At 70.0% G+C, this 17,521-nt stretch carries 17 protein-coding genes; 4 read left to right on the top strand and 13 right to left on the bottom strand.

The window, feature by feature from the left end:
* Positions 1-3 precede the first annotated feature (3 nt).
* On the top strand, positions 4-798 hold the full coding sequence (locus tag RIN75_RS34340; RefSeq protein ID WP_309116249.1) for a methyltransferase domain-containing protein: 795 nt from the start codon (positions 4-6) through the stop codon (positions 796-798).
* Positions 799-826: 28 nt separating this feature from the next.
* On the opposite strand, the gene RIN75_RS34335 is transcribed toward RIN75_RS34340, so the two are convergent.
* The 9 genes from RIN75_RS34335 to RIN75_RS34295 all read right to left on the bottom strand — a co-directional run bounded on the left by RIN75_RS34335 (position 827) and on the right by RIN75_RS34295 (position 11,163).
* Positions 827-1,552 (bottom strand): gamma-glutamyl-gamma-aminobutyrate hydrolase family protein, encoded by a 726-nt coding sequence (locus tag RIN75_RS34335; protein ID WP_309116248.1) that lies wholly within the window; start codon positions 1,550-1,552, stop codon positions 827-829.
* Complete coding sequence (locus RIN75_RS34330; protein WP_309116247.1) at positions 1,549-2,886, bottom strand: PLP-dependent transferase; 1,338 nt, start codon at positions 2,884-2,886, stop codon at positions 1,549-1,551. The genes RIN75_RS34335 and RIN75_RS34330 overlap by 4 nt, the downstream gene beginning before the upstream one ends.
* Positions 2,873-3,943 (bottom strand): fatty acid desaturase family protein, encoded by a 1,071-nt coding sequence (locus tag RIN75_RS34325; RefSeq protein ID WP_309116246.1) that lies wholly within the window; start codon positions 3,941-3,943, stop codon positions 2,873-2,875. The genes RIN75_RS34330 and RIN75_RS34325 overlap by 14 nt, the downstream gene beginning before the upstream one ends.
* A 44-nt stretch (positions 3,944-3,987) precedes the next feature.
* Positions 3,988-5,148 (bottom strand): type III PLP-dependent enzyme, encoded by a 1,161-nt coding sequence (locus tag RIN75_RS34320; protein ID WP_309116245.1) that lies wholly within the window; start codon positions 5,146-5,148, stop codon positions 3,988-3,990.
* Positions 5,149-5,698: 550 nt separating this feature from the next.
* On the bottom strand, positions 5,699-6,661 hold the full coding sequence (locus tag RIN75_RS34315) for a glycosyl hydrolase family 32 (RefSeq protein WP_309116244.1): 963 nt from the start codon (positions 6,659-6,661) through the stop codon (positions 5,699-5,701).
* 3 nt (positions 6,662-6,664) lie between these two features.
* Complete coding sequence (locus tag RIN75_RS34310) at positions 6,665-7,564, bottom strand: carbohydrate ABC transporter permease (protein WP_309116243.1); 900 nt, start codon at positions 7,562-7,564, stop codon at positions 6,665-6,667.
* Positions 7,561-8,592 (bottom strand): sugar ABC transporter permease, encoded by a 1,032-nt coding sequence (locus RIN75_RS34305; protein ID WP_309116242.1) that lies wholly within the window; start codon positions 8,590-8,592, stop codon positions 7,561-7,563. Before RIN75_RS34305 ends, RIN75_RS34310 begins: the two co-directional genes overlap by 4 nt.
* A gap of 172 nt (positions 8,593-8,764) precedes the next feature.
* Positions 8,765-10,072 carry an extracellular solute-binding protein gene (locus tag RIN75_RS34300; protein ID WP_309116241.1) on the bottom strand — a complete coding sequence of 436 codons (1,308 nt, stop codon included), beginning with the start codon at positions 10,070-10,072 and terminating at the stop codon, positions 8,765-8,767.
* A 47-nt stretch (positions 10,073-10,119) separates the two neighbouring features.
* Positions 10,120-11,163: a LacI family DNA-binding transcriptional regulator gene (locus tag RIN75_RS34295; RefSeq protein ID WP_309116240.1), complete on the bottom strand. Its 1,044-nt coding sequence runs from the start codon at positions 11,161-11,163 to the stop codon at positions 10,120-10,122.
* Between the two features lie 328 nt (positions 11,164-11,491).
* Between RIN75_RS34295 and RIN75_RS34290 the strand changes: the two genes are divergently transcribed.
* Together RIN75_RS34290 and RIN75_RS34285 are read left to right on the top strand one after the other, a co-directional pair.
* Complete coding sequence (locus RIN75_RS34290) at positions 11,492-13,369, top strand: hypothetical protein (protein ID WP_309116239.1); 1,878 nt, start codon at positions 11,492-11,494, stop codon at positions 13,367-13,369.
* A gap of 510 nt (positions 13,370-13,879) precedes the next feature.
* Positions 13,880-14,032, top strand: coding sequence for a DUF6307 family protein (locus RIN75_RS34285; protein ID WP_309116238.1), 153 nt, complete (start codon positions 13,880-13,882; stop codon positions 14,030-14,032).
* 184 nt (positions 14,033-14,216) lie between these two features.
* Here the strand turns inward: RIN75_RS34285 and RIN75_RS34280 are convergent, their stop codons facing one another.
* Both RIN75_RS34280 and RIN75_RS34275 read right to left on the bottom strand, forming a co-directional pair.
* Positions 14,217-14,375: a hypothetical protein gene (locus tag RIN75_RS34280; protein ID WP_309116237.1), complete on the bottom strand. Its 159-nt coding sequence runs from the start codon at positions 14,373-14,375 to the stop codon at positions 14,217-14,219.
* A gap of 333 nt (positions 14,376-14,708) precedes the next feature.
* Complete coding sequence (locus RIN75_RS34275; RefSeq protein WP_309116236.1) at positions 14,709-15,143, bottom strand: DUF4383 domain-containing protein; 435 nt, start codon at positions 15,141-15,143, stop codon at positions 14,709-14,711.
* A 279-nt stretch (positions 15,144-15,422) separates the two neighbouring features.
* On the opposite strand from RIN75_RS34275, the gene RIN75_RS34270 reads away from it, so the two are divergent.
* Positions 15,423-15,569: a DUF6307 family protein gene (locus RIN75_RS34270; RefSeq protein ID WP_309116235.1), complete on the top strand. Its 147-nt coding sequence runs from the start codon at positions 15,423-15,425 to the stop codon at positions 15,567-15,569.
* Positions 15,570-15,708: 139 nt separating this feature from the next.
* Here the strand turns inward: RIN75_RS34270 and RIN75_RS34265 are convergent, their stop codons facing one another.
* Together RIN75_RS34265 and RIN75_RS34260 are read right to left on the bottom strand one after the other, a co-directional pair.
* Positions 15,709-16,266, bottom strand: a complete 558-nt coding sequence (locus tag RIN75_RS34265; RefSeq protein WP_309116234.1) for a GNAT family N-acetyltransferase — start codon at positions 16,264-16,266, stop codon at positions 15,709-15,711.
* Positions 16,263-17,195, bottom strand: coding sequence for an acyl-CoA desaturase (locus RIN75_RS34260; RefSeq protein ID WP_309116233.1), 933 nt, complete (start codon positions 17,193-17,195; stop codon positions 16,263-16,265). The genes RIN75_RS34265 and RIN75_RS34260 overlap by 4 nt, the downstream gene beginning before the upstream one ends.
* Between the last annotated feature and the right edge of the window lie 326 nt (positions 17,196-17,521).

Below are 17,521 nucleotides of genomic sequence, written 5' to 3'. Positions count from 1 at the left end.
GCCGTGGCGAGCTGGTGGGCGACGGCGTTCGGCAGCGAGCACGGCCTGCGCCGCCTGCACGAGCAGGCGGCGGAGGCCACGGCCGATCAGGTGGCGCTGATCGAGCGGGAGCTGGGCCTGGCGGAGGGCTCCCGCGTCCTCGACGTCCCGTGCGGCACCGGGCGGCACGCCGTGTCGCTCGCGGCGCGCGGGCACCGGGTCACGTGCGTGGACCTGAGCGAGGACTACCTGGACGCCACCCGGCGGCGCGCGGTGGAGCACGGCGTGGCGGTGGACGTGGTGCGGGCCGACATGCGCGACCTCACCGCTCTGCCGGGCCAGTCGTTCGACGCGGCCGTGAACATGTACACCAGCTTCGGCTACTTCGACCGCGACGAGGACAACGTCCGCGCGGCAGCCGCCATCGCGCGCGTGCTGCGGCCCGGCGGGCGGCTGCTCGTCGACGTCGTCAACCGGGACTGGTTCGTCCGGAACTTCTTCCCGTCGGAGTTCGCGTCGGGCGACGGGTTCGTCATCCGGGACTACGAGGAGATCGACGGCGAGGTCGTCCTGCACCAGAACGTGTTCGACCCGCGCACGAGCCGACTGCGCTGGACGTGCCGGTCGGTCGCCGCGCAGCGGGAGCACGTGGTGGTGGACTACCGGATGTACAGCCTGCACGAGCTGCTCGCCGTGCTGCGGGCAGGCGGGCTGAACCCGGTGCGCACGCTGGGCGGCTACGACGGGCGGCCCTACGAGCTGTTCTCGCCGCGACTGCTGTGCGTGGCCGGGGTCGACGGCGGTGCGCCGCGGACATGATGGCCACCGGCGTGCGGCGAACGGTCCGTCAGACCACCGCCCGCCGCGCCGCGCGGGCCGCGGCGGCGGCGCCGAACCCGGTGAACAACGCCACCGACACCACATCCGTCGCCGCGTACCACTCGGGATGCCACTGCACGGCCAGGCAGAACGTCGAACCCTCGGCAGAGGCCGCCTCCACCACGCCGTCCGGCGCCACCGCCTCGACCCGCAGGCCGGGCGCGAGTCGGTCGATCGCCTGGTGGTGCAAGGAGTTGACCTCGACGCTCGACTCGCCGAGCAGCCCGCGCAGGACACCGCCCTTGGTCAGGCGCACCGGGTGCGCGGGCAGGTACTGCTCGTCCCGGGGCAGCGAGAGGTCCTCGGTGTGCCCGGTGACGTCGCGCAGGGTGCCGCCCAGCGCGACGTTGAGCTCCTGCAGGCCCCGGCAGATGCCCAGCACCGGGACGTCCGCGCGCAGCGCGGCGGGGATGACGCTCAGCGCCAGCTCGTCCCGATCGCGGTCGGCGGGCCCCTGACCAGGTTCGCCGCCGTACCACCGCGGCAGCACGTTGCTCTGGTGTCCGCCGAACACCACGCCGTCGAACCGGTCCACCACGTGCGCCAGACCGGGGGCGGGCCCGCCGATCACCACGACGTCGCAGCCCGCCACCTGCTCTATCGCCCGCACGTACACCTCGCGCACCGCCACGTGCGGCACGCCGTCGACCTGCTCCGCCGCCGCGGCGAGGGCGACCAGCGGCTTGCCGGTCACCCTGCCACCGCCAGCGCGCCCGCCAGGTCGGCGATGAGGTCGTCCACGTGCTCAAGGCCGATGGACAGCCGGATCGACCCGGGCGACACGCCCGCGGCCAGCTGGTCCTCCTCGGGCAGCTGGGCGTGCGTGGTGGACGCGGGGTGGGTGGCCATCGAACGCACGTCGCCGATGTTGGTCACGTGCGAGATCATCCGCAGCGCCTCGATGAACCGCGTGCCCGCGGTCAGCCCGCCCGCCAGCTCGAACTGCACCAGCGGACCGCCGTTGCCGCCGGTGTACCGCCGCAGCCGCGCCACTTCCCCGGCGTCGCCCAGGGCGGGGTGCCGGACCGAGACCACCGACGGTTGGTCGGCCAGGTACCGCGCCACCGCTTCGGCGTTCCCGCCGTGCGCCCGCATCCGCAGCGGGAGCGTCTCGATGCCCTGGATCAGCAGGAACGCGTTGAACGGGCTCAGGCACGGCCCGAGGTCCCGCAGCAGCGTCTCGCGGGCCTTGAGCAGGAACGGGCTCCGCCCGAGCGAGCTGTCCAGGTTGGCGCCCGCCTCGGTCCACACCACGTTGCCGTGCGCCGGGTCCGGCTCGGTGAGCAGCGGGTGCCGCTCGGCGTGCCGCGCCCAGTCGAACCGGTTGGAGTCGACTATCAGGCCGCCCAGCGCGCTGCCGTGGCCGCCGATGTACTTCGTCGCCGAGTAGACCAGGATGTGCGCGCCGAACTCCAGCGGGCGGCACACCAGCGGCAACATGGTGTTGTCCAGCACCAGTGGCACGCCGAGCTCCTCGCCGATCCCGGCCACCTCCTCGATCGGGAACAGCCGCAGCTTCGGGTTGGGCAGGGTCTCGCCGAAGTAGCACCGGGTGCGCGAGTCGGTGGCGTCGGCGAAGTTCCGCGGCTTGTCCGGGCTGACGAACCGGGTCTCGATGCCGAACCGGGCGAAGGTGTTGGCCAGCAGGTTCCACGTGCCGCCGTACAACTCGTTGGAGCTGACGATGTTGTCACCCGCCTGGCACATGTTGAGCAGCGCCAGGGTGATCGCCGCCTGCCCCGAGGAGACGGCCAGGGCGGCCGGCGCGTCGTCCACCGCGGCGATCCTGGCTTCGAGCACGTCGCACGTGGGGTTGTTCAACCGCGTGTAGGCGTGGCCGTCGACGCGCAGGTCGAAGATGTCCGCGGCCGTGGCCGCGTCGGGCAGTTCGTACGCCGCGGTCTGGAAGATGGGCGTCACCACCGGGTCGGTGATGCCCAACCGCAGCTCGGCGCCGCCGTGCACGACGCCCGACTCGACCCGCCGGTAGGCCTTCCCGGCCGACCTCGCCCGCTCAGGCGGCGACATGCGGCTGCTCCGGCTTGTAGGTCATCGACTCCACGATGGCGCTGATCGCGCTCTGCTGCCCTTCGGGTCCCTTGGTGAACAGGCCGCCCAACTGCCGGTCGACCGCCGCGTAGTTCGGGTCGGCCAGCCGCACCAGCCGCGCCTTGCCGAGGTTCCAGAACGGTGTGCGCGGGTCGAGGTGGTGCTCCAGGTGGTAGTTGTCGTTGTGGATGCCGGTGAGGAACTTCTCCCACCCGCGGCTCTTGCGGTTGCGCGTCATGTAGAGGTCCACGTTGGAGTCGCGCACCAGGGGCGTGTGCTCGGACAGTTCGATGTACCAGCCCAGGATCTGGAAGCTGGTCAAGTAGGGCACCACCCAGAACAGCAGCAGTTCGAGCGTCCAGCCCTGCGACGCGCACACCGCGACGACGGTCGTCCAGAACACCCAGAAGCCGACGCGGTCGAGCACCCGCTTGCGCTTGCCGATCGGGGTTTGCGGCGCGTCCGCGGACCGCACGCGGCCCTGCTTGAGCAGCCGGTAGCGGTTGCGCACCAGGTACTTCAGGTAGGCCCACGTCTGCGTGCCGAACAACGGCATGATGACCGTGCGCAGCACGTACGCGCGCGGTGAGGACATCTCGTAGGCCCGCTGCTCGATGAAGAACCTCAGGTCCGGGTCGCCCTCGGGGTTGCCCAGCTTCGGGTGGTGCGTGAAGACGTGGGAGATCTTGTACGCGTAGTGCTGCTGGAAGATCGGGTACGCGGTGAGCACGGTGCCGATGAACATCTGCAGCTTGCGGTTCGACGCGCCGATGCCGTGCGCGCAGTCGTGCAGGATGGTCGACAGCCCGCGCTGGCGTGCGCCGATCACCAGCACCGCCAACGGGTAGAACCAGTAGGACACGCCGAGGCACAGCCAGGCGCAGAAGGCCATCCAGACGAGGTCTTCCAGCCAGGCCAGCGCGGCGTGCCAGTTGTCGCTGCGGTTGAGCTCCTTGATGCCCCGCTCGACTTCCTTCGGGAAGCGGTACATCCGGTAACGCTTCCCGTCGAACGCCCAGGCGTACTCGTCGGACATCAGCGGCTCCTCTCCTGCGGAGTTCCGTTGTGGCGCACCGGTTTTTAGTGGTCGGTGGACCTGAAGCAGCGGCTGGGCAACGGCGGGAAGCCGTTGAACCCGACGGACGCGTACGGCGTCGTGTAGGCGCCGGTCGCGAGGATGTCGACGTGGTCGCCCGGTCGCAGGTCGACGGGCAGCGACACCGGTGTGCGCTCGTACAGGACGTCGGTGCTGTCGCACGTCGGCCCCGCGAGCACGACGGGCGCCGCCTCGTCGGCGAACCGGCCGTCGGCGCGGACCGCCACGACGGGGAACGTGATGGCCTCGTCGTCGGTCTCGATCAGGCCGTTGTACCGGCCGACGTCGAGGTAGACCCAGCGCAGGCCGTGCTCCCGCTCGGTCACCAGCACGACCTCGGACCGGATCATCCCGGCGTCGCCGGGCAGGTACCGGCCCGGCTCGACGATCAGCGCGGGTCGGGTCGCGAAGGACTCCGCGACGGCCCGCTCGATCGCGGTGAGGTAGGTCTTCAGCGGGGGTACGGTCGCCTCGTAGCGGACCGGCAGCCCGCCGCCGAGGTTGAGCAGGTCCAGTTCGATCCCCTCGGCGGCCAGCTTGGCCGCGACGCGCCCGGCGGTCGCGACACCGTTCGCCCAGCTGTCCGGCTCGCGCTGCTGCGACCCGACGTGAAACGTCGTGCCGCGCGGCCGGAGTCCGAGGGACACCGCGTCGCGCAGCAGCGCGACCGCGTCCTCCTCGGTGCAGCCGAACTTCCGGCTGATCGGCCACTGCGCGCCGGTCGTGTGGACGATGAAGCGGCAGCAGACCTCCGCGCCGGGCGCGGCCCGCGCGACCTTCTCCAGCTCCGCGGCCGAGTCGACCGAGTAGAGCCGGACGCCGCGCTCGTGCGCGTAGCGGATCGCCGACTCCTTCTTCACCGTGTTGCCGAACGAGATCGACGCGGGGTCGGCGCCCGCGGCCAGGCACGCGTCGACCTCCCCGACGCTGGCGACGTCGAAGCCGCAGCCGAGCTCCACCAAGTGCCGCAACAGGTCCGGGTCGGCGTTGGCCTTCACGGCGTAGTAGACGGCGGCATCCGGCAGACCGGCGCGCAGTTCCCGGTACCGGGTGGCGACGATGTCGAGGTCGAGGAGCAGACACGGCGTCTCGGGCCGGGTGGCGTCGAAGAAGTCGCGATGCGTCGAGTAGAGCGCAGAGTCCACCGGTCTGTCATCGATCACTGTGCAGCCTTCCACCCCAGGAAGCGACGCGCGGGTCGATCTCGACAGCCCAAGCTGCGCACACCGCCGTCGTGACTGGCCGCCATCATGCCGACGCCGTGGACGCGGTGTCAACGAATGCCGACGTCACGGCTTCGGCATGCCTGTCGACGTGGAATTCCCCTGTGGTGCAAGGATGTCGGCACGCCCGGTGCCGCGGTGCGTCAGCCGCCGGTGCCCTCCTGATCTCCAGCGTGAACGGCGTGCGCACGCGCTCCGGCGGACTTCTGAAACCCCACAGGCACGCTCTACCCCGTCCCCCACAACAAGCTCCACACACCCCAACCCCACCTCCCCAACCGTCTTCCTCTTCGCCCTGCCGGGAGGCGCAAGCCCTCGACGTCCCGCGTGCCTTTCTCGCACTCGGCCGGCAGGGCCGCCCGGCGTGCTCGTGCGGGCGGCCGTTGCGGCTGCTGGACTTCGATCGAACGCCCCCCGACGACGTGCGGGAGCGGCGCCACCCGTCCTCCTTCGCCGTACCTGGGGCAAGGACCTATCGGTGGGCCGCGCTGCGCTCGTCGGCGGCCACCATGCCCGAATCCGGCGTACTGGTGACGGGGACCGGGTCGGCGAGTTCGCCGACGAAGTGGCCGTCGACGAGGTCGCGGAACGCCATCAGGTGCCAGCGGCCTTCGTGCTGGACGAGGCGACCGGCGTAGAGCGAGGTGTCGGGGAACAGCCGGGCGGTGGAGATGTCGAAGGGACCGTGCAGGCTGGGGCCGGTGACGCTGAAAATCCCGCCGGTGCCGTAACGACGGAGGGCGTCGTCGTCGAGGTGGGCGTGCGCACACGAGAAGATCAGGGTGGGCGTGCCGTCGACGACCTCGGCCTGGATGACCTCGAGGTGGCCGAACCCGGCGCCGGGCTCGGTCAGCGGCGGCCGGATGTGCCACTGCTCCAGGTCCGTGGAGGTGCAGTGCCCGACGACACCACGGCTTCGCCAATCGCCGTGGCCGGCGCGGGCGGTGACGTACATGTGCCATTGGCCGTCCTCGCCCCGGAAGACGAACGGGTCCCGCCAGGCTTCTTCGGGCCAGGCGGACCGGCCGTGCTTCTCATACCAGCGGGAGTCGGCCTCCTGGACGGTCTGCGGCGCGTGCTTGTGCCAGATCAGCAGGTCCGCCGAGGTGGCGACGCCGACGCGCTGGACGCCGCCGCCGTCCTGCCGGCTGGTGCCGGTGTAGAACATCCACCACAGCCCGGCGTCGTCGCGTACGACGCTGCCGGTCCAGGTGGTCCAGTCGTCGAACGCCGGGGAGTCGGAGACCGTCAGGGCGTCGGGCAGGACCGTCCAGTCCCGCAGGTCGGCGGAGACGGCGTGGCCGACGCTCGGGTGGCGGTGGCGGCGGTCGGGGTCGCCGAGGCCGCGGGATGCCCGGAGGTAGAACACGTGGTGCAGCGCGCCGTCGTAGGCGTACCACGAGTCCCAGATCCAGCTGTCCGCCAGTCGCAACATTGATTACCCCTTGATTCCACTGCTGGCCACGCTGGCCACGAAACTGCGTTGGAAGATGACGAAGAGCACCATGATCGGCAGGGTGACCAGGGTGGTGTAGCCCATGATCTGGCCCCATGGCACGCCCTCGACGGTGTTGGACTGGAAGAAGTAGTCCAGGCCGACGGGGAGCGGCCGCAGGCTCTCGTCCTGTACCACCATCGTGGGCCACAGGTAGGAGTTCCAGATGGGCAGGAAGGTGAGGATGGCGCTGGTGGCGAAGGCCGGGCCGCTCAGCGGGACGACGATGCGCCGGTAGACGGTGAAGAAGCTCGCGCCGTCGATGAAGGCGGCCTCGTCGATGTCGCGGGGGATGGTCTTGAAGAACTGCACGAAAAGGAAGATGGAGAACGCGTTGGCGATGAACGGCACGATCTGCACGGCGTAGGTGTTGATCCAGCCGGTGGTGAGCTCGGGCGTCCCGCCGGCGAAGGAGGGGTAGGGCAGGTTGTTCACCCAGTACAGCAGCGGGAGCGCGACCGTCTCGAACGGCACGATGAGGGTCGCGATGAGCACCCCCATGACGACGCCCTGCCCGCGCCAGCGCATCCGGGCGATGCCGAAGGCGGCCAGGCTGTTGATCACCAGCCCGAGCCCGACGACGAGGAACGAGACGAGCAGGGAGTTGGCGTAGAAGCGGACGAGCGGGACCCGGCTGAACAGTCCTTGGTAGTTGTCGGTGCCGACGTCGCCCACCGGCAGGAACGCCCGGACGGACTCGACGTCTTCGAAGATCTGCGCCTTGCCTTTGAAGCTGGACACGATCATGAAGATCATGGGCAGCAGGAAGGCGAGCGCGAACAGCGCGCAAGCGGCGTAGAAGACGGTGCGCGCGAGGGTCCGGCGGGCCTTGATGGTGGTCATGCGTCCTTCTCCCTGGTCAGCCGGCGCTGGATGAGCGCGACGCACAGCACGAGCACGAAGAACACGAAGGAGATGGCCGAGGCGTACCCGATGCGCTGCTTGCCGTAGCCCTCGGCGAAGGCCTGGTAGACGAGCGTGGAGGTGGAGTCCAACGGCCCGCCCTTGGTCATGACGTTGATCTGGGTGAACAACCCGAGAGCGGCGATGGTGATGGTGACCAGGACGAACACGAAGGTGTGCCGCAGACCCGGCCAGGTGACGGAGGTGAAGGTGCGCCAGGGGCCCGCGCCGTCCATCTTGGCGGCCTCGTACAGCTCGGCCGGGATGGTCTGCAGCCCCGCCAACCAGATGATCATGTGGAAGCCGACGGCCTGCCAGATCGACATGACGATGATGGCGGGGAGCGCCGTGGACGGTTCGGCGAGGAAGGCGACCGGATCCCAGGACGGGTGGACCGCCTTGATCGCGTTGTTGATCAGTCCGTCCTTGTCGTAGAGGAAGGCCCACAGGATCGACACCACGACCATCGACATCACGACGGGCAGGAAGAACACCGTGCGGAAGAACACCCGTCCCCGGAATTTCCTGTTGACCAGCAGCGCCAGCAACAGGCCCAGCCCTCCCTGGAGGGGGACGACGACGAGGGCGAACACGGCGGTGTTGCGCAGCGACTTCCAGAACAGCGGGTCGCCGGCGAGCCAGAAGCTGCCGCTCTTGCCGTCGGCGGCGACGGAGTCCGACAGCACCGACATCCCCTCGTAGGGGGTTCCGCTGCCGTTCTTGGTCAGGTTGCGCAGGGCGGTGCGGACGGTGCCGTCGGCTCCGGCGAGCTCGCGGACGCGGGCCTCGTCGAGGGTGAGCTGCTTGATGCTCAGGAGCTCTTCGAAGTTGGACAGGCCGACCCAGCGGGTGGGTTGCGGCGAGGACAGCTTGGCGTCGGTGAAGCCGAGGCTGAGGGCCAGGGCTATCGGGATGATGAGGAAGATCAGCAGCAGGAACATCGCCGGGGCGGTGAACAGCCGTCCCACCCTCGCCTCGGTCTTGCGGCGGTCGGCTGGTCGGCCCGGCCATCGGCTGGGCCGACCCCGCATGTAGGTGACGGATCGCTTCGGTTCGCGGCGGGCATGCGTCAGGGACACGTGGACCTCACAGGTGGGGCGGGTCCGGGGTGGATGGCGGCACACCCCGGACCCGGGCCGATCACCGGTAGTTGTTGTTCTCGGCCAGGTTCTTGTCGATGGCGTCGACGGCGGTGTTCAGCGTGTCCTGCACGTTGGCGCCGGCGATGATGTCCTGCGCGGCCTTCTCGAAGGTCTTGGCGATGAACGGGTAGGCGGGTGTCGGCGGGCGGATCAGCGCGTACTTGCGGGCGAACTGGAGGTAGGCGCTCTCCTTGGTGCCTTCCTTGAACTTCGTGCCCAGCGCCTGCGCGCCGGCGGAGGCGGGCAGGTTGCCGAGCTGCTCGCTGAACGCCGACAGGTACTTGTCCTGCAACGCGAAGCTGATCCAGCCGTTGACCGCCTCGGGGGTCCGGCAGGTCGCGGACATCCCCCACTGCCAGGAGCCCGCGCCGATGTAGGGCTGCTTGCCCAGGTTGGGCGGCGGCAGGACGAGGGTGTCGTCGCCGTACTTCTTGATCGCGTCCCCGACGCTCCACGAGCCCGCCCACTGCATCGCGGCCTTGCCCTGCACGAAGTCCGTGCCGTCGACGGACTCCTTGGGGTTGGCCAACTCGTTCTTGAACAGGCCCTGGAACCACTCGCCCCACTTGACCGCCCGCGGGCCGTTCAAAACGCCCTCGGCGGTGGAGAAATCGGAGCGGTCGACGAGGTCGCCGCCGAAGGACTGCAGGAGCGGAGAGTAGGCGTAGGGGTACCACTCGCCGAGCCAGCCGGTGGCCAGGGAAAGGGGGTAGTCGTACTTGCCGGAAGCCTTGATCCTGGCGAGGGCCGCGTCGAACTCCTCCGAGGTCCACGGCTGGTCGACGGAGGGGATCCGGATGCCGTTGTCCTCCAGGACCGACTTGCGCGCCAGGATGCCGAGAGCGGCGTCGTAGAAGCCGACCGAGTACAGCTTGTCCTCGTAGATCCCCTTGACCCCCGGCAGCAGCGGGTCGGTCAGCTCGGCGGCCACGGTCAGCGGCTGGAGGTATTCGGCGTACGCCCAGCTCGGCGTGATCGGGGCGTCGACGTCGAGCAGACACGGCAGGCTCTTGGACGCCGCGGCCGACACGACGGCGTCGTTGTAGGAGGCCTGGGGGAACGCCTGGACGGTGATCTCGTACTTGTCCTGCGATGCGTTGTAGTCGTCGGTGACCTGCTGCACAAGCTTGAGCTCGACCTCGTTGCCGGCGTTGTGCGTCCACATGGTGACCTTGGTCTTGCCACCGGGCGTGTCCGCGGCGGAGCCGTTCGGCCCCGCGCTCGTCCCACCGCCGCACGCGGCCAGCACCAGCGCACCGGCGACGCCCAAGGCGGCCACGCGAAGGTTCCGGGCTAGTATCGACATGATGCCCTCCAAGCGAGGCAACGGCTGCGCCGTTGCATGGGTATTGCTCACCTCCGCGCGCTGGTCCTGACCCGACCGGCGCGCGGAGCGGCGACCGAGCCCCTGACGACGAGGCCGCCGTTGATGCGAACCTGGCTGACCGCCAGGTCCTCCGCCGACTCGATGCGCTCGATGAGCCGGCCCACCGCCCACGTGCCCATCTGGCGATGCGGCAGCGCCACGGTGGTCAGTCCGGGACGGAGCGCCTCCGACACCAGGACCTGGTCGTCGAATCCGACGATCGACATGTCCCGGGGCACGCGGATGCCCCGCTCGAAACAGGCCATGTAGACCCCCATGGCCATGCGGTCGGTCATGGTGGCGACCGCCGTCACCTTCGGGAATTGCTCGAGCAGCCGCAGCATGGCCGCGTAGCCGTCCGCGGCGTTGGTGCCCTCGGTCAGGACGACGCGGTGCGGGTCGTCGTCCCAACCGTGGCGCGCGGCGGCGTCCTCGAACGCCTTGGTTCGCAACGTGGTCGCGGGGTACCGCCGGCTCTCGCAGATCCACCCGACGTGGTGGTGGCCCGCACCGGCGAGCTCCTCCAGGACCTCGCTCTCGCCGCCGTACTCGTCGGGCACCACCCAGTCGATGTCGCGGTCCGGGCACACCGCGTCGACGAGAACGGTGGGCGCGGGCAGCTGCGAGGGCAGGGCCAACTCGCGGTGGAAGTAGGAAGCCACCAGGATGCCCGCGACCTGGTGCTCCTCCAGCAGGCGCAGGTTCTCGGCGATCGCTTCCGGGGTGCCGACCTCGATGAACAGCAAGTCGTAGTCGTGCTCCCGCGCGGCGAACTGGGCGGCTTCGAGCATCGTTCCGGCGTAGGGCTGAGTGGCCACGCCCAGGCTCAACAGCCCCAGCAGCGGAGCCGACTGCGTACGCAGGCTGCGGGCGGCGCGGTTACCGCGGTAGCCCAACTCCGCCGCCGCCGTCCGGACGCGCTCGGCCGTCGCCTCGGCGATCCGGCCCGCGCCCTTGCCGGACAACACCAGCGACGCAGCCGCGACCGACACCTCGGCGCGACGAGCGACGTCCTTCAGAGTGGCTGCCATGACTCCCCGTTAAACGATTGACGTTAATCGATTGACGGAGACAATATGCCCATGTGTCGATCAGGTCAACAGTCGTTACCGGTACGTGACGGGGCCAACGCCCTCCGGCCCGAACAGACGGTCCTTTGTGGACGCACGTCCGCGCGGACCGGCCCGCCACCGCCTTGGATCGGGCACTTGTGATCCGGCGGTTGACGCGCTAGAAACATCGGCACCCGAGAGCGCTCTCACCGTCCGACGGGTTGCCGGCCGCGCGTCCAAAGACCTCATCCACCCCGATGTCTCCTGCCCATGCAGCGCTGCGCACGCGGCGGAAAGGGACAACCACATGAAGAACCAGCCTCCCGGCGACGGGAGTCTCATCAGGCGTGCCCGCGTCCGCCGGGCGTTCACGTTCGGTCTCGTGCTGGCGACCGCCGTCATGACGGCGGGAACGCCCGCCACCACCGCCGCATCGCCGGCCCCCGGGATCCCCGATCTCGGGCCGAACGTCACCGTCTTCGACCCGGGCATGCCGGTCGGCGCGATCCAGGCGACCCTCGACGCGGCGCACGCCGCGCGGGTCGACGACGAGATGGGCACCGCGCGCCACGCCTACCTGTTCAAGCCCGGCACGTACGGCACCGCGGAGCAGCCGCTCCAGATCAAGGTCGGCTACTACACCGAGATCGCCGGCCTGGGCGCCTCGCCCACCGACGTCGTCATCAACGGCAAGGTCGAGGTCTACAACCGCTGCCTGGCCGCCGGCGGCACCGCCAACTGCCTCGCCCTGGTCAACTTCTGGCGCACCCTGTCCAACCTGTCGATCAACGTCACCGCAACCGGCCAGGACGGCTGCAGGTCGTCGGCGAACTTCTGGGCCGTCTCCCAGGCGGTGTCCCTGCGCCGCCTCGACATCAGCGGCGGCAACCTGTCGCTGATGGACTACTGCACCGCCGGCCCGCAGTACGCCAGCGGGGGCTTCATCGCCGACTCCAGGCTGCCGTCCGTCACGAACGGATCGCAGCAGCAGTGGCTGACCCGCGACAGCGAGGTCGCCGGCTGGTCGAACGGCGTGTGGAACCAGGTCTTCTCGGGCGTCGTCGGCGCACCGGACGACGCCGGGTTCCCGAGTCCGCCCTACACGACCCTCGACGCCACTCCCGTCAGCCGGGAGAAGCCCTACCTGTACGCCGACGCGCAGGGCAGGTACAAGATCCGCGTACCCGCCGCCCGCAAGGACACCCGCGGCATCTCATGGGCCAACGGCATGACACCCGGCCGCACGCTGCCGATCACCGACTTCTTCGTCGCGAAGCCCTCGGATTCGGCGCAGGTCATCAACAAGCAGCTCGCGCGCGGCAAGCACCTGCTGCTCACACCCGGCGTGTACGACATCGCGCGGAGCATCGAGATCAAGCGCCCGGACACGGTCGTCCTCGGCCTCGGGCACGCCACGCTCACCGCCGTCCACGGCTCGACCCCGCTCACCGTCGCCGACGTCCCCGGCGTCGTCGTCGCCGGCGTGACCATCGACGCGGGCCCCGAGAAGTCGCCGGTCCTGCTGAGAGTGGGCGGGAAGCACGGGCCGCGCCGGAGCTCGGCGGACAACCCGACGACCCTGTCCGATGTGTACTTCCGCGTGGGCGGACCGCACGCCGGCAGCACCGACATCGCGCTTGAGGTCAACAGCGACAACGTGCTCATCGACCACACGTGGGTGTGGCGCGCCGACCACGGTGTCGAGGGCTTCACCAACACCGAGCGCTGGAACACCAACATCGGCCGCAACGGCGTCGTCGTCAACGGCGACCACGTGACCGCGACCGGCCTGTTCGTCGAGCACTTCCAGCAGTACAACACCGTCTGGAACGGCGACCACGGCACCACGATCCTGTACCAGAACGAGCTGCCGTACGACCCGCCGACCCAGGCCGACTGGATGAACGGCGACGTGGAGGGCTGGGCCGGCTACAAGGTCGGCGACCACGTGAAGAGCCACAGCCTCCACGGCGGCGGGGTCTACGTCTTCAACCAGAACAATCCGCAGATCCACACCGAGAACGGCTTCGAGGTTCCCCAGACCCCCGGCGTCAAGCTGCACCACATCATGACCGTCAACCTCAACGCAGGCACGATCGACCACGTCGTCAACGGCGTTGGCGACGCGGCCGACATGACCAAGGGCGGTGTGCCGGTGTACATCGCGCACTATCCAGCCCCGTAGGGTGCCCCGGTGGGCCGGAGTCTCCGCGCCCCGGCCCACCGGCACTGCGCCGTGACGCTCCCGACGACGGGAGGGCTCACCCTTCGCGGACTCGGATGTCGCGACCTCCCAGCCCGAGGACCAGCCAAGGCAACGCCCTCCCGACGGCGGAGCCTGGTTACTGGGTGATCACTCATCTCAGTAGCCCGGAGGACAGCCCACGATGCCCAAGCGGTACCCAACCGGGTTTCGCCGCAAGGTGCTCGACTTGGTCGCCGGTCACCGGCCCACGACCTGGTCAGAGCGGCGGCATCGGCCTCCCCAACCCGGCAACGTGCCTCCACGAGGCCGACCGCGCCCTGCGCGGTTGCCCATGACCGACGCGCCCAGCGCCGTTGAGTGGTCCGAAGGGGTGTAGCCTTGTCGTTATCGGGTCGACTCGGTCGAGTTCGCCCCGAACATCCCGCGTCGCGAGACGGCTCCGACATCGTTCGCGTTGAGCCCCGAGGGCGTGGAGAAGGACGGAAACCCATGTCACCGCAGTATGTTTCACGGTACGAAGCACGAGTCGATCTCGTGCGGACCACGTTGCAGGAGTTGTCCGATCTGGACGCCAAGACCGCGCAGGACGTCGCGGTGCGCGTGGTGCACGTGTTGGACCACCTGCCGGAGAGCATCCGGTGACCGTGGACGGGTTGTTCAGCCACCCCGAGGTCCCGCGGCCGGCTCCGCCGGTCCCGCCGGCCGACGAGCACCGGTCTGCCGGTCGGTCGCCAGCGACGGGTGCGCGTGCCGAGGGGGCGGCCGGCCGGGCTGCTCCGACCGGTGCGGGTGATCGGGAGACGGTTGGCGCGGGGCGAGCCGCCGGCTAGCGTCGGATGGCCCGGCGTCGAATCGCTCCCACCGCGGCCGTTCCCACGAAGAGGATGACGCCGATGATCCCCAGCCACATCAGTCCTTCGAGAGCGAAGCCGACGATCGAGAGGATGAGCCACAGCACCAGCAGGATGATCACGAGTACCAGCATGTCCGCCTCCTGAACCCGACACCCGAGCGGGATTGTCCCCAAGGCCCTCCGCCGGTCGCGACGCCCTGGTCGGCTGCGGACGTGCCACCGTGGCCGAGCTGTTGTCGCCGACCTGCCCAACGGCCGGTCGACCTACCTGGAAGTGCCCGTCCACCGAGCCTGTCAAACCCGGATGGTGCCGCGCAGAGGAGACACGGTGGTCAGCGTGCGCGGAAACGCGCCCGCGTGGGGCGTGGCGGTGGCGTTCAGGGTGGTTGTCCTCACCGGCCGAGCGTCTTCGGGGTACGGGCAGGGCGGAGGGTGTGAGATCGTCCGGTCGGGCGTGGGCGGGCGTCAGGCACGAGATCGCGCGGGCTTGGCCGGTTTGCCCAGCCTCAACCCGAGCGCGATCATGCCGACGCCGAACACGAGGTGCAGCCAGTTGTCGGCCTCGTTGACGGGCAGGGCGTTCGCGACGCTGTCCTCGTCGATCCACAACCCGTACACCCACAGCAGCAGGTAGATCACGCCGCCGGTGACCAGGAACAGGGTCGCGCTGCGCACCGTCCTGCCCAGGAGCACACCGGTGACACCGAAAGCGAGGTGGACGAGGTTGTGCAGGATCGACACCTCGAACACGCCCAGGAGGAGGGCGTGCGAGTGCATGCCGGCGAACCGCAGCTCGCCGTAGTCGGTCACCACCCACGGGACGAAACCCGCTGCGCCGACCACCAGGAACACCGCGCTCACGGCGAGGGTCGCCACGCGCACCGGGGAAGGTGCGGTCATCCGCGCTCGCGTCATCCCGACTCCCGTCAAGAAGAGCACTGCCGAGGGTGGGCTACCCGCCCGCGCGAACGGGAAACCGGGCGTGACCTCCCCTGACGACCGCCATGCCGGCGATGGGCGAAAGGCGTCGGAACGGCGTCAACCGGGGATCCGGGATGGAGCGTCGTGCTCATCGGGCCAGACCACCGTGCGGTCGCCCGAACACCCCGCGTCGTGAGACGGCTCCGACATCGTTCGCGTTGAGCCGCGAGGACGCGGAGAAGGACGGAAACCCTGACAGTGCAATATCTTTCACGTTACCAAGCACGGGTCGACCTCGTGCGGAGGACGCTTCAGGAACTGTCCGACCTGGACGGCAAGGCGGCGCGGCAGGTCGCGGTGCGCGTTGTGCACGTGTTGGACCACCTGCCGGAAACCATCCGGTGAAGCACGCCCGCGACAGCTTGTTCAGCCACCCCGACGTCCATCGACCGGCGCGGACCACCTCGCCGCGCGGCGACGACCAGCCGCTGTTCCAGGAGCCGCTCCCGACACCGCGGCGCCGGCCCGCGGGCCGGCGGGATGGTCAGGTGTAGTTCGGTGGGCGGTGGCCTTCGTGGGCGGTGCGGTCGAGGTCGGCCGCGCGCAGGCGGAACACCTGGAGGTCCAGGTCGAAGTACTTGCGGGTCTCGCCCACCCAGTGCATGCCGTTGCGGCGCACCGCGGCGGCGGTGCGGGTGTTGTCGGGGCGCACGACGGTGAAGACCTCGTCCAGACCGTGGGCGAACGCCCAGGAGGCGAGTGCGAACGTGCACTCGCCCGCGTAGTCCTGTCCCCACTCGTCCGGGTGCAGTTGCCAGCCGATCTCCCAGTCCTCGTTGCCCGGTGGCAGGGGCAGCAGGACGGCGCCGCCGATCACCTCGTGGTCGGCGGCGCGCTCCACCGCCCAGCGACCGCCGGGCTCGGCGAAGCGGGCGTCCTCGGCGATCCACTGCTGGAGCAGCAGGCGCATGGCGGGCAGGTCCGGGACGCGGTCCATGGCGGGGCTCAGCCACCTCGCGACGTCGGCGTGGCCGTAGATGCCCAGCGCCGCCTCGGCATCGTCGGTGCGCCAGGCGCGCAGCACCAACCGGTCGGTTCTCATCGGGTGTCCACGCGCAGCGCGGCCAGGCGGTGGGGGCGGGGCCAGCGGATCTGCCAGGCCCAGCCGAGTTTTTCGAACGCCCAGATGACGCGGGCGGACACGTCGAGTTGGGCGCGGTCGACGCCGTGGCGGGCGCAGGTGGGGTCGGCGTGGTGGGAGTTGTGCCAGGACTCGCCCATGGACAGGATCGCCAGCGGCCAGAAGTTGGCGGAGCGGTCGCGGGCGGTGAACGGGCGGTCGCCGATCATGTGGCAGATCGAGTTGACCGACCAGGTGACGTGGTGTTGGAAGGAGATGCGGGCCAGGCCGGCCCAGAGGAAGGCTGTGAGCGCGCCCCACCACGACTGCGTGATGACACCGCCCAGCACGGTCGGGAGGGCCACGCTCAGCGCGACCCACAACGGGAACAGGCGGTCGACCAGGCGGATGTCCTTGTCGGCCAGCAGGTCGGGCGCGAACCGGTCGACGTTGGTGGTGTCGCGGCCGAACAGCCACCCCATGTGCGCGTGCCAGAACCCGCGTGCCAGCGCGATCGGTGAGGTGCCGAACAGCCACGGCGAGTGGGGGTCGCCCTCGCGGTCGGAGAAGGCGTGGTGGCGGCGGTGGTCGGCCACCCAGCCGATCACCGGGCCCTGCGCCGCCAGGCCGCCGGCGACGGCCAGGGCCACCCGCAGCGCGCGCTTGGCCTTGAACGCGCCGTGGGTGAAGTACCGGTGGTAGCCGATCGTCACCCCCAGGGTGGACACGGTGTAGAACACCGCCGCGAGCGTGAGGTCCACCCAGCTCAGCCCCCATCCCCAGGTCAGCGGGACGGCGGCGATGAGCGCGGCGAACGGGATCACCAGAAACGCCCGGATGACGAACATCTCGGTGCGGGTACGGGGTTCGGCCAACAACGGTTTCGGTGCGGCGAGTGTGGATGAACTCATGAAAGGCACTACCTGACTGGGAGAGCGACCCGGTGGCGAGCGGTGCTCGGTCGGACCGGGGTCGGCGCGAAGCACGTCCGGACCTCGGGCGGGCCGGACGGCCGGAAAAGGCGGGGAAGCGGCGTGCCGACCGGTCTGGCAGCGGCTTCCGCGGTTGCCCCCAACGGTACACGGCTCGCCGACCGGGCACCGGTTACCGCGCGCCGCGGTCGGCGAGGTGGGGGTACGGTGGGCGCATCGAGCGACCGGCGCGTGACGGGGCGGGGCCGGCCGGCGTGGGCGGGAGGCTCCGGTCCGGCGCGGCCGCGCTGCTGGTCGTCCTGGCG

This window comes from Saccharothrix sp., assembly GCF_031180885.1.
Classification (GTDB): Bacteria; Actinomycetota; Actinomycetes; order Mycobacteriales; family Pseudonocardiaceae; genus Actinosynnema.
Note: the sequence above shows the minus strand (reverse complement) of the source record. Positions and strands in the feature narration are given on the sequence as shown.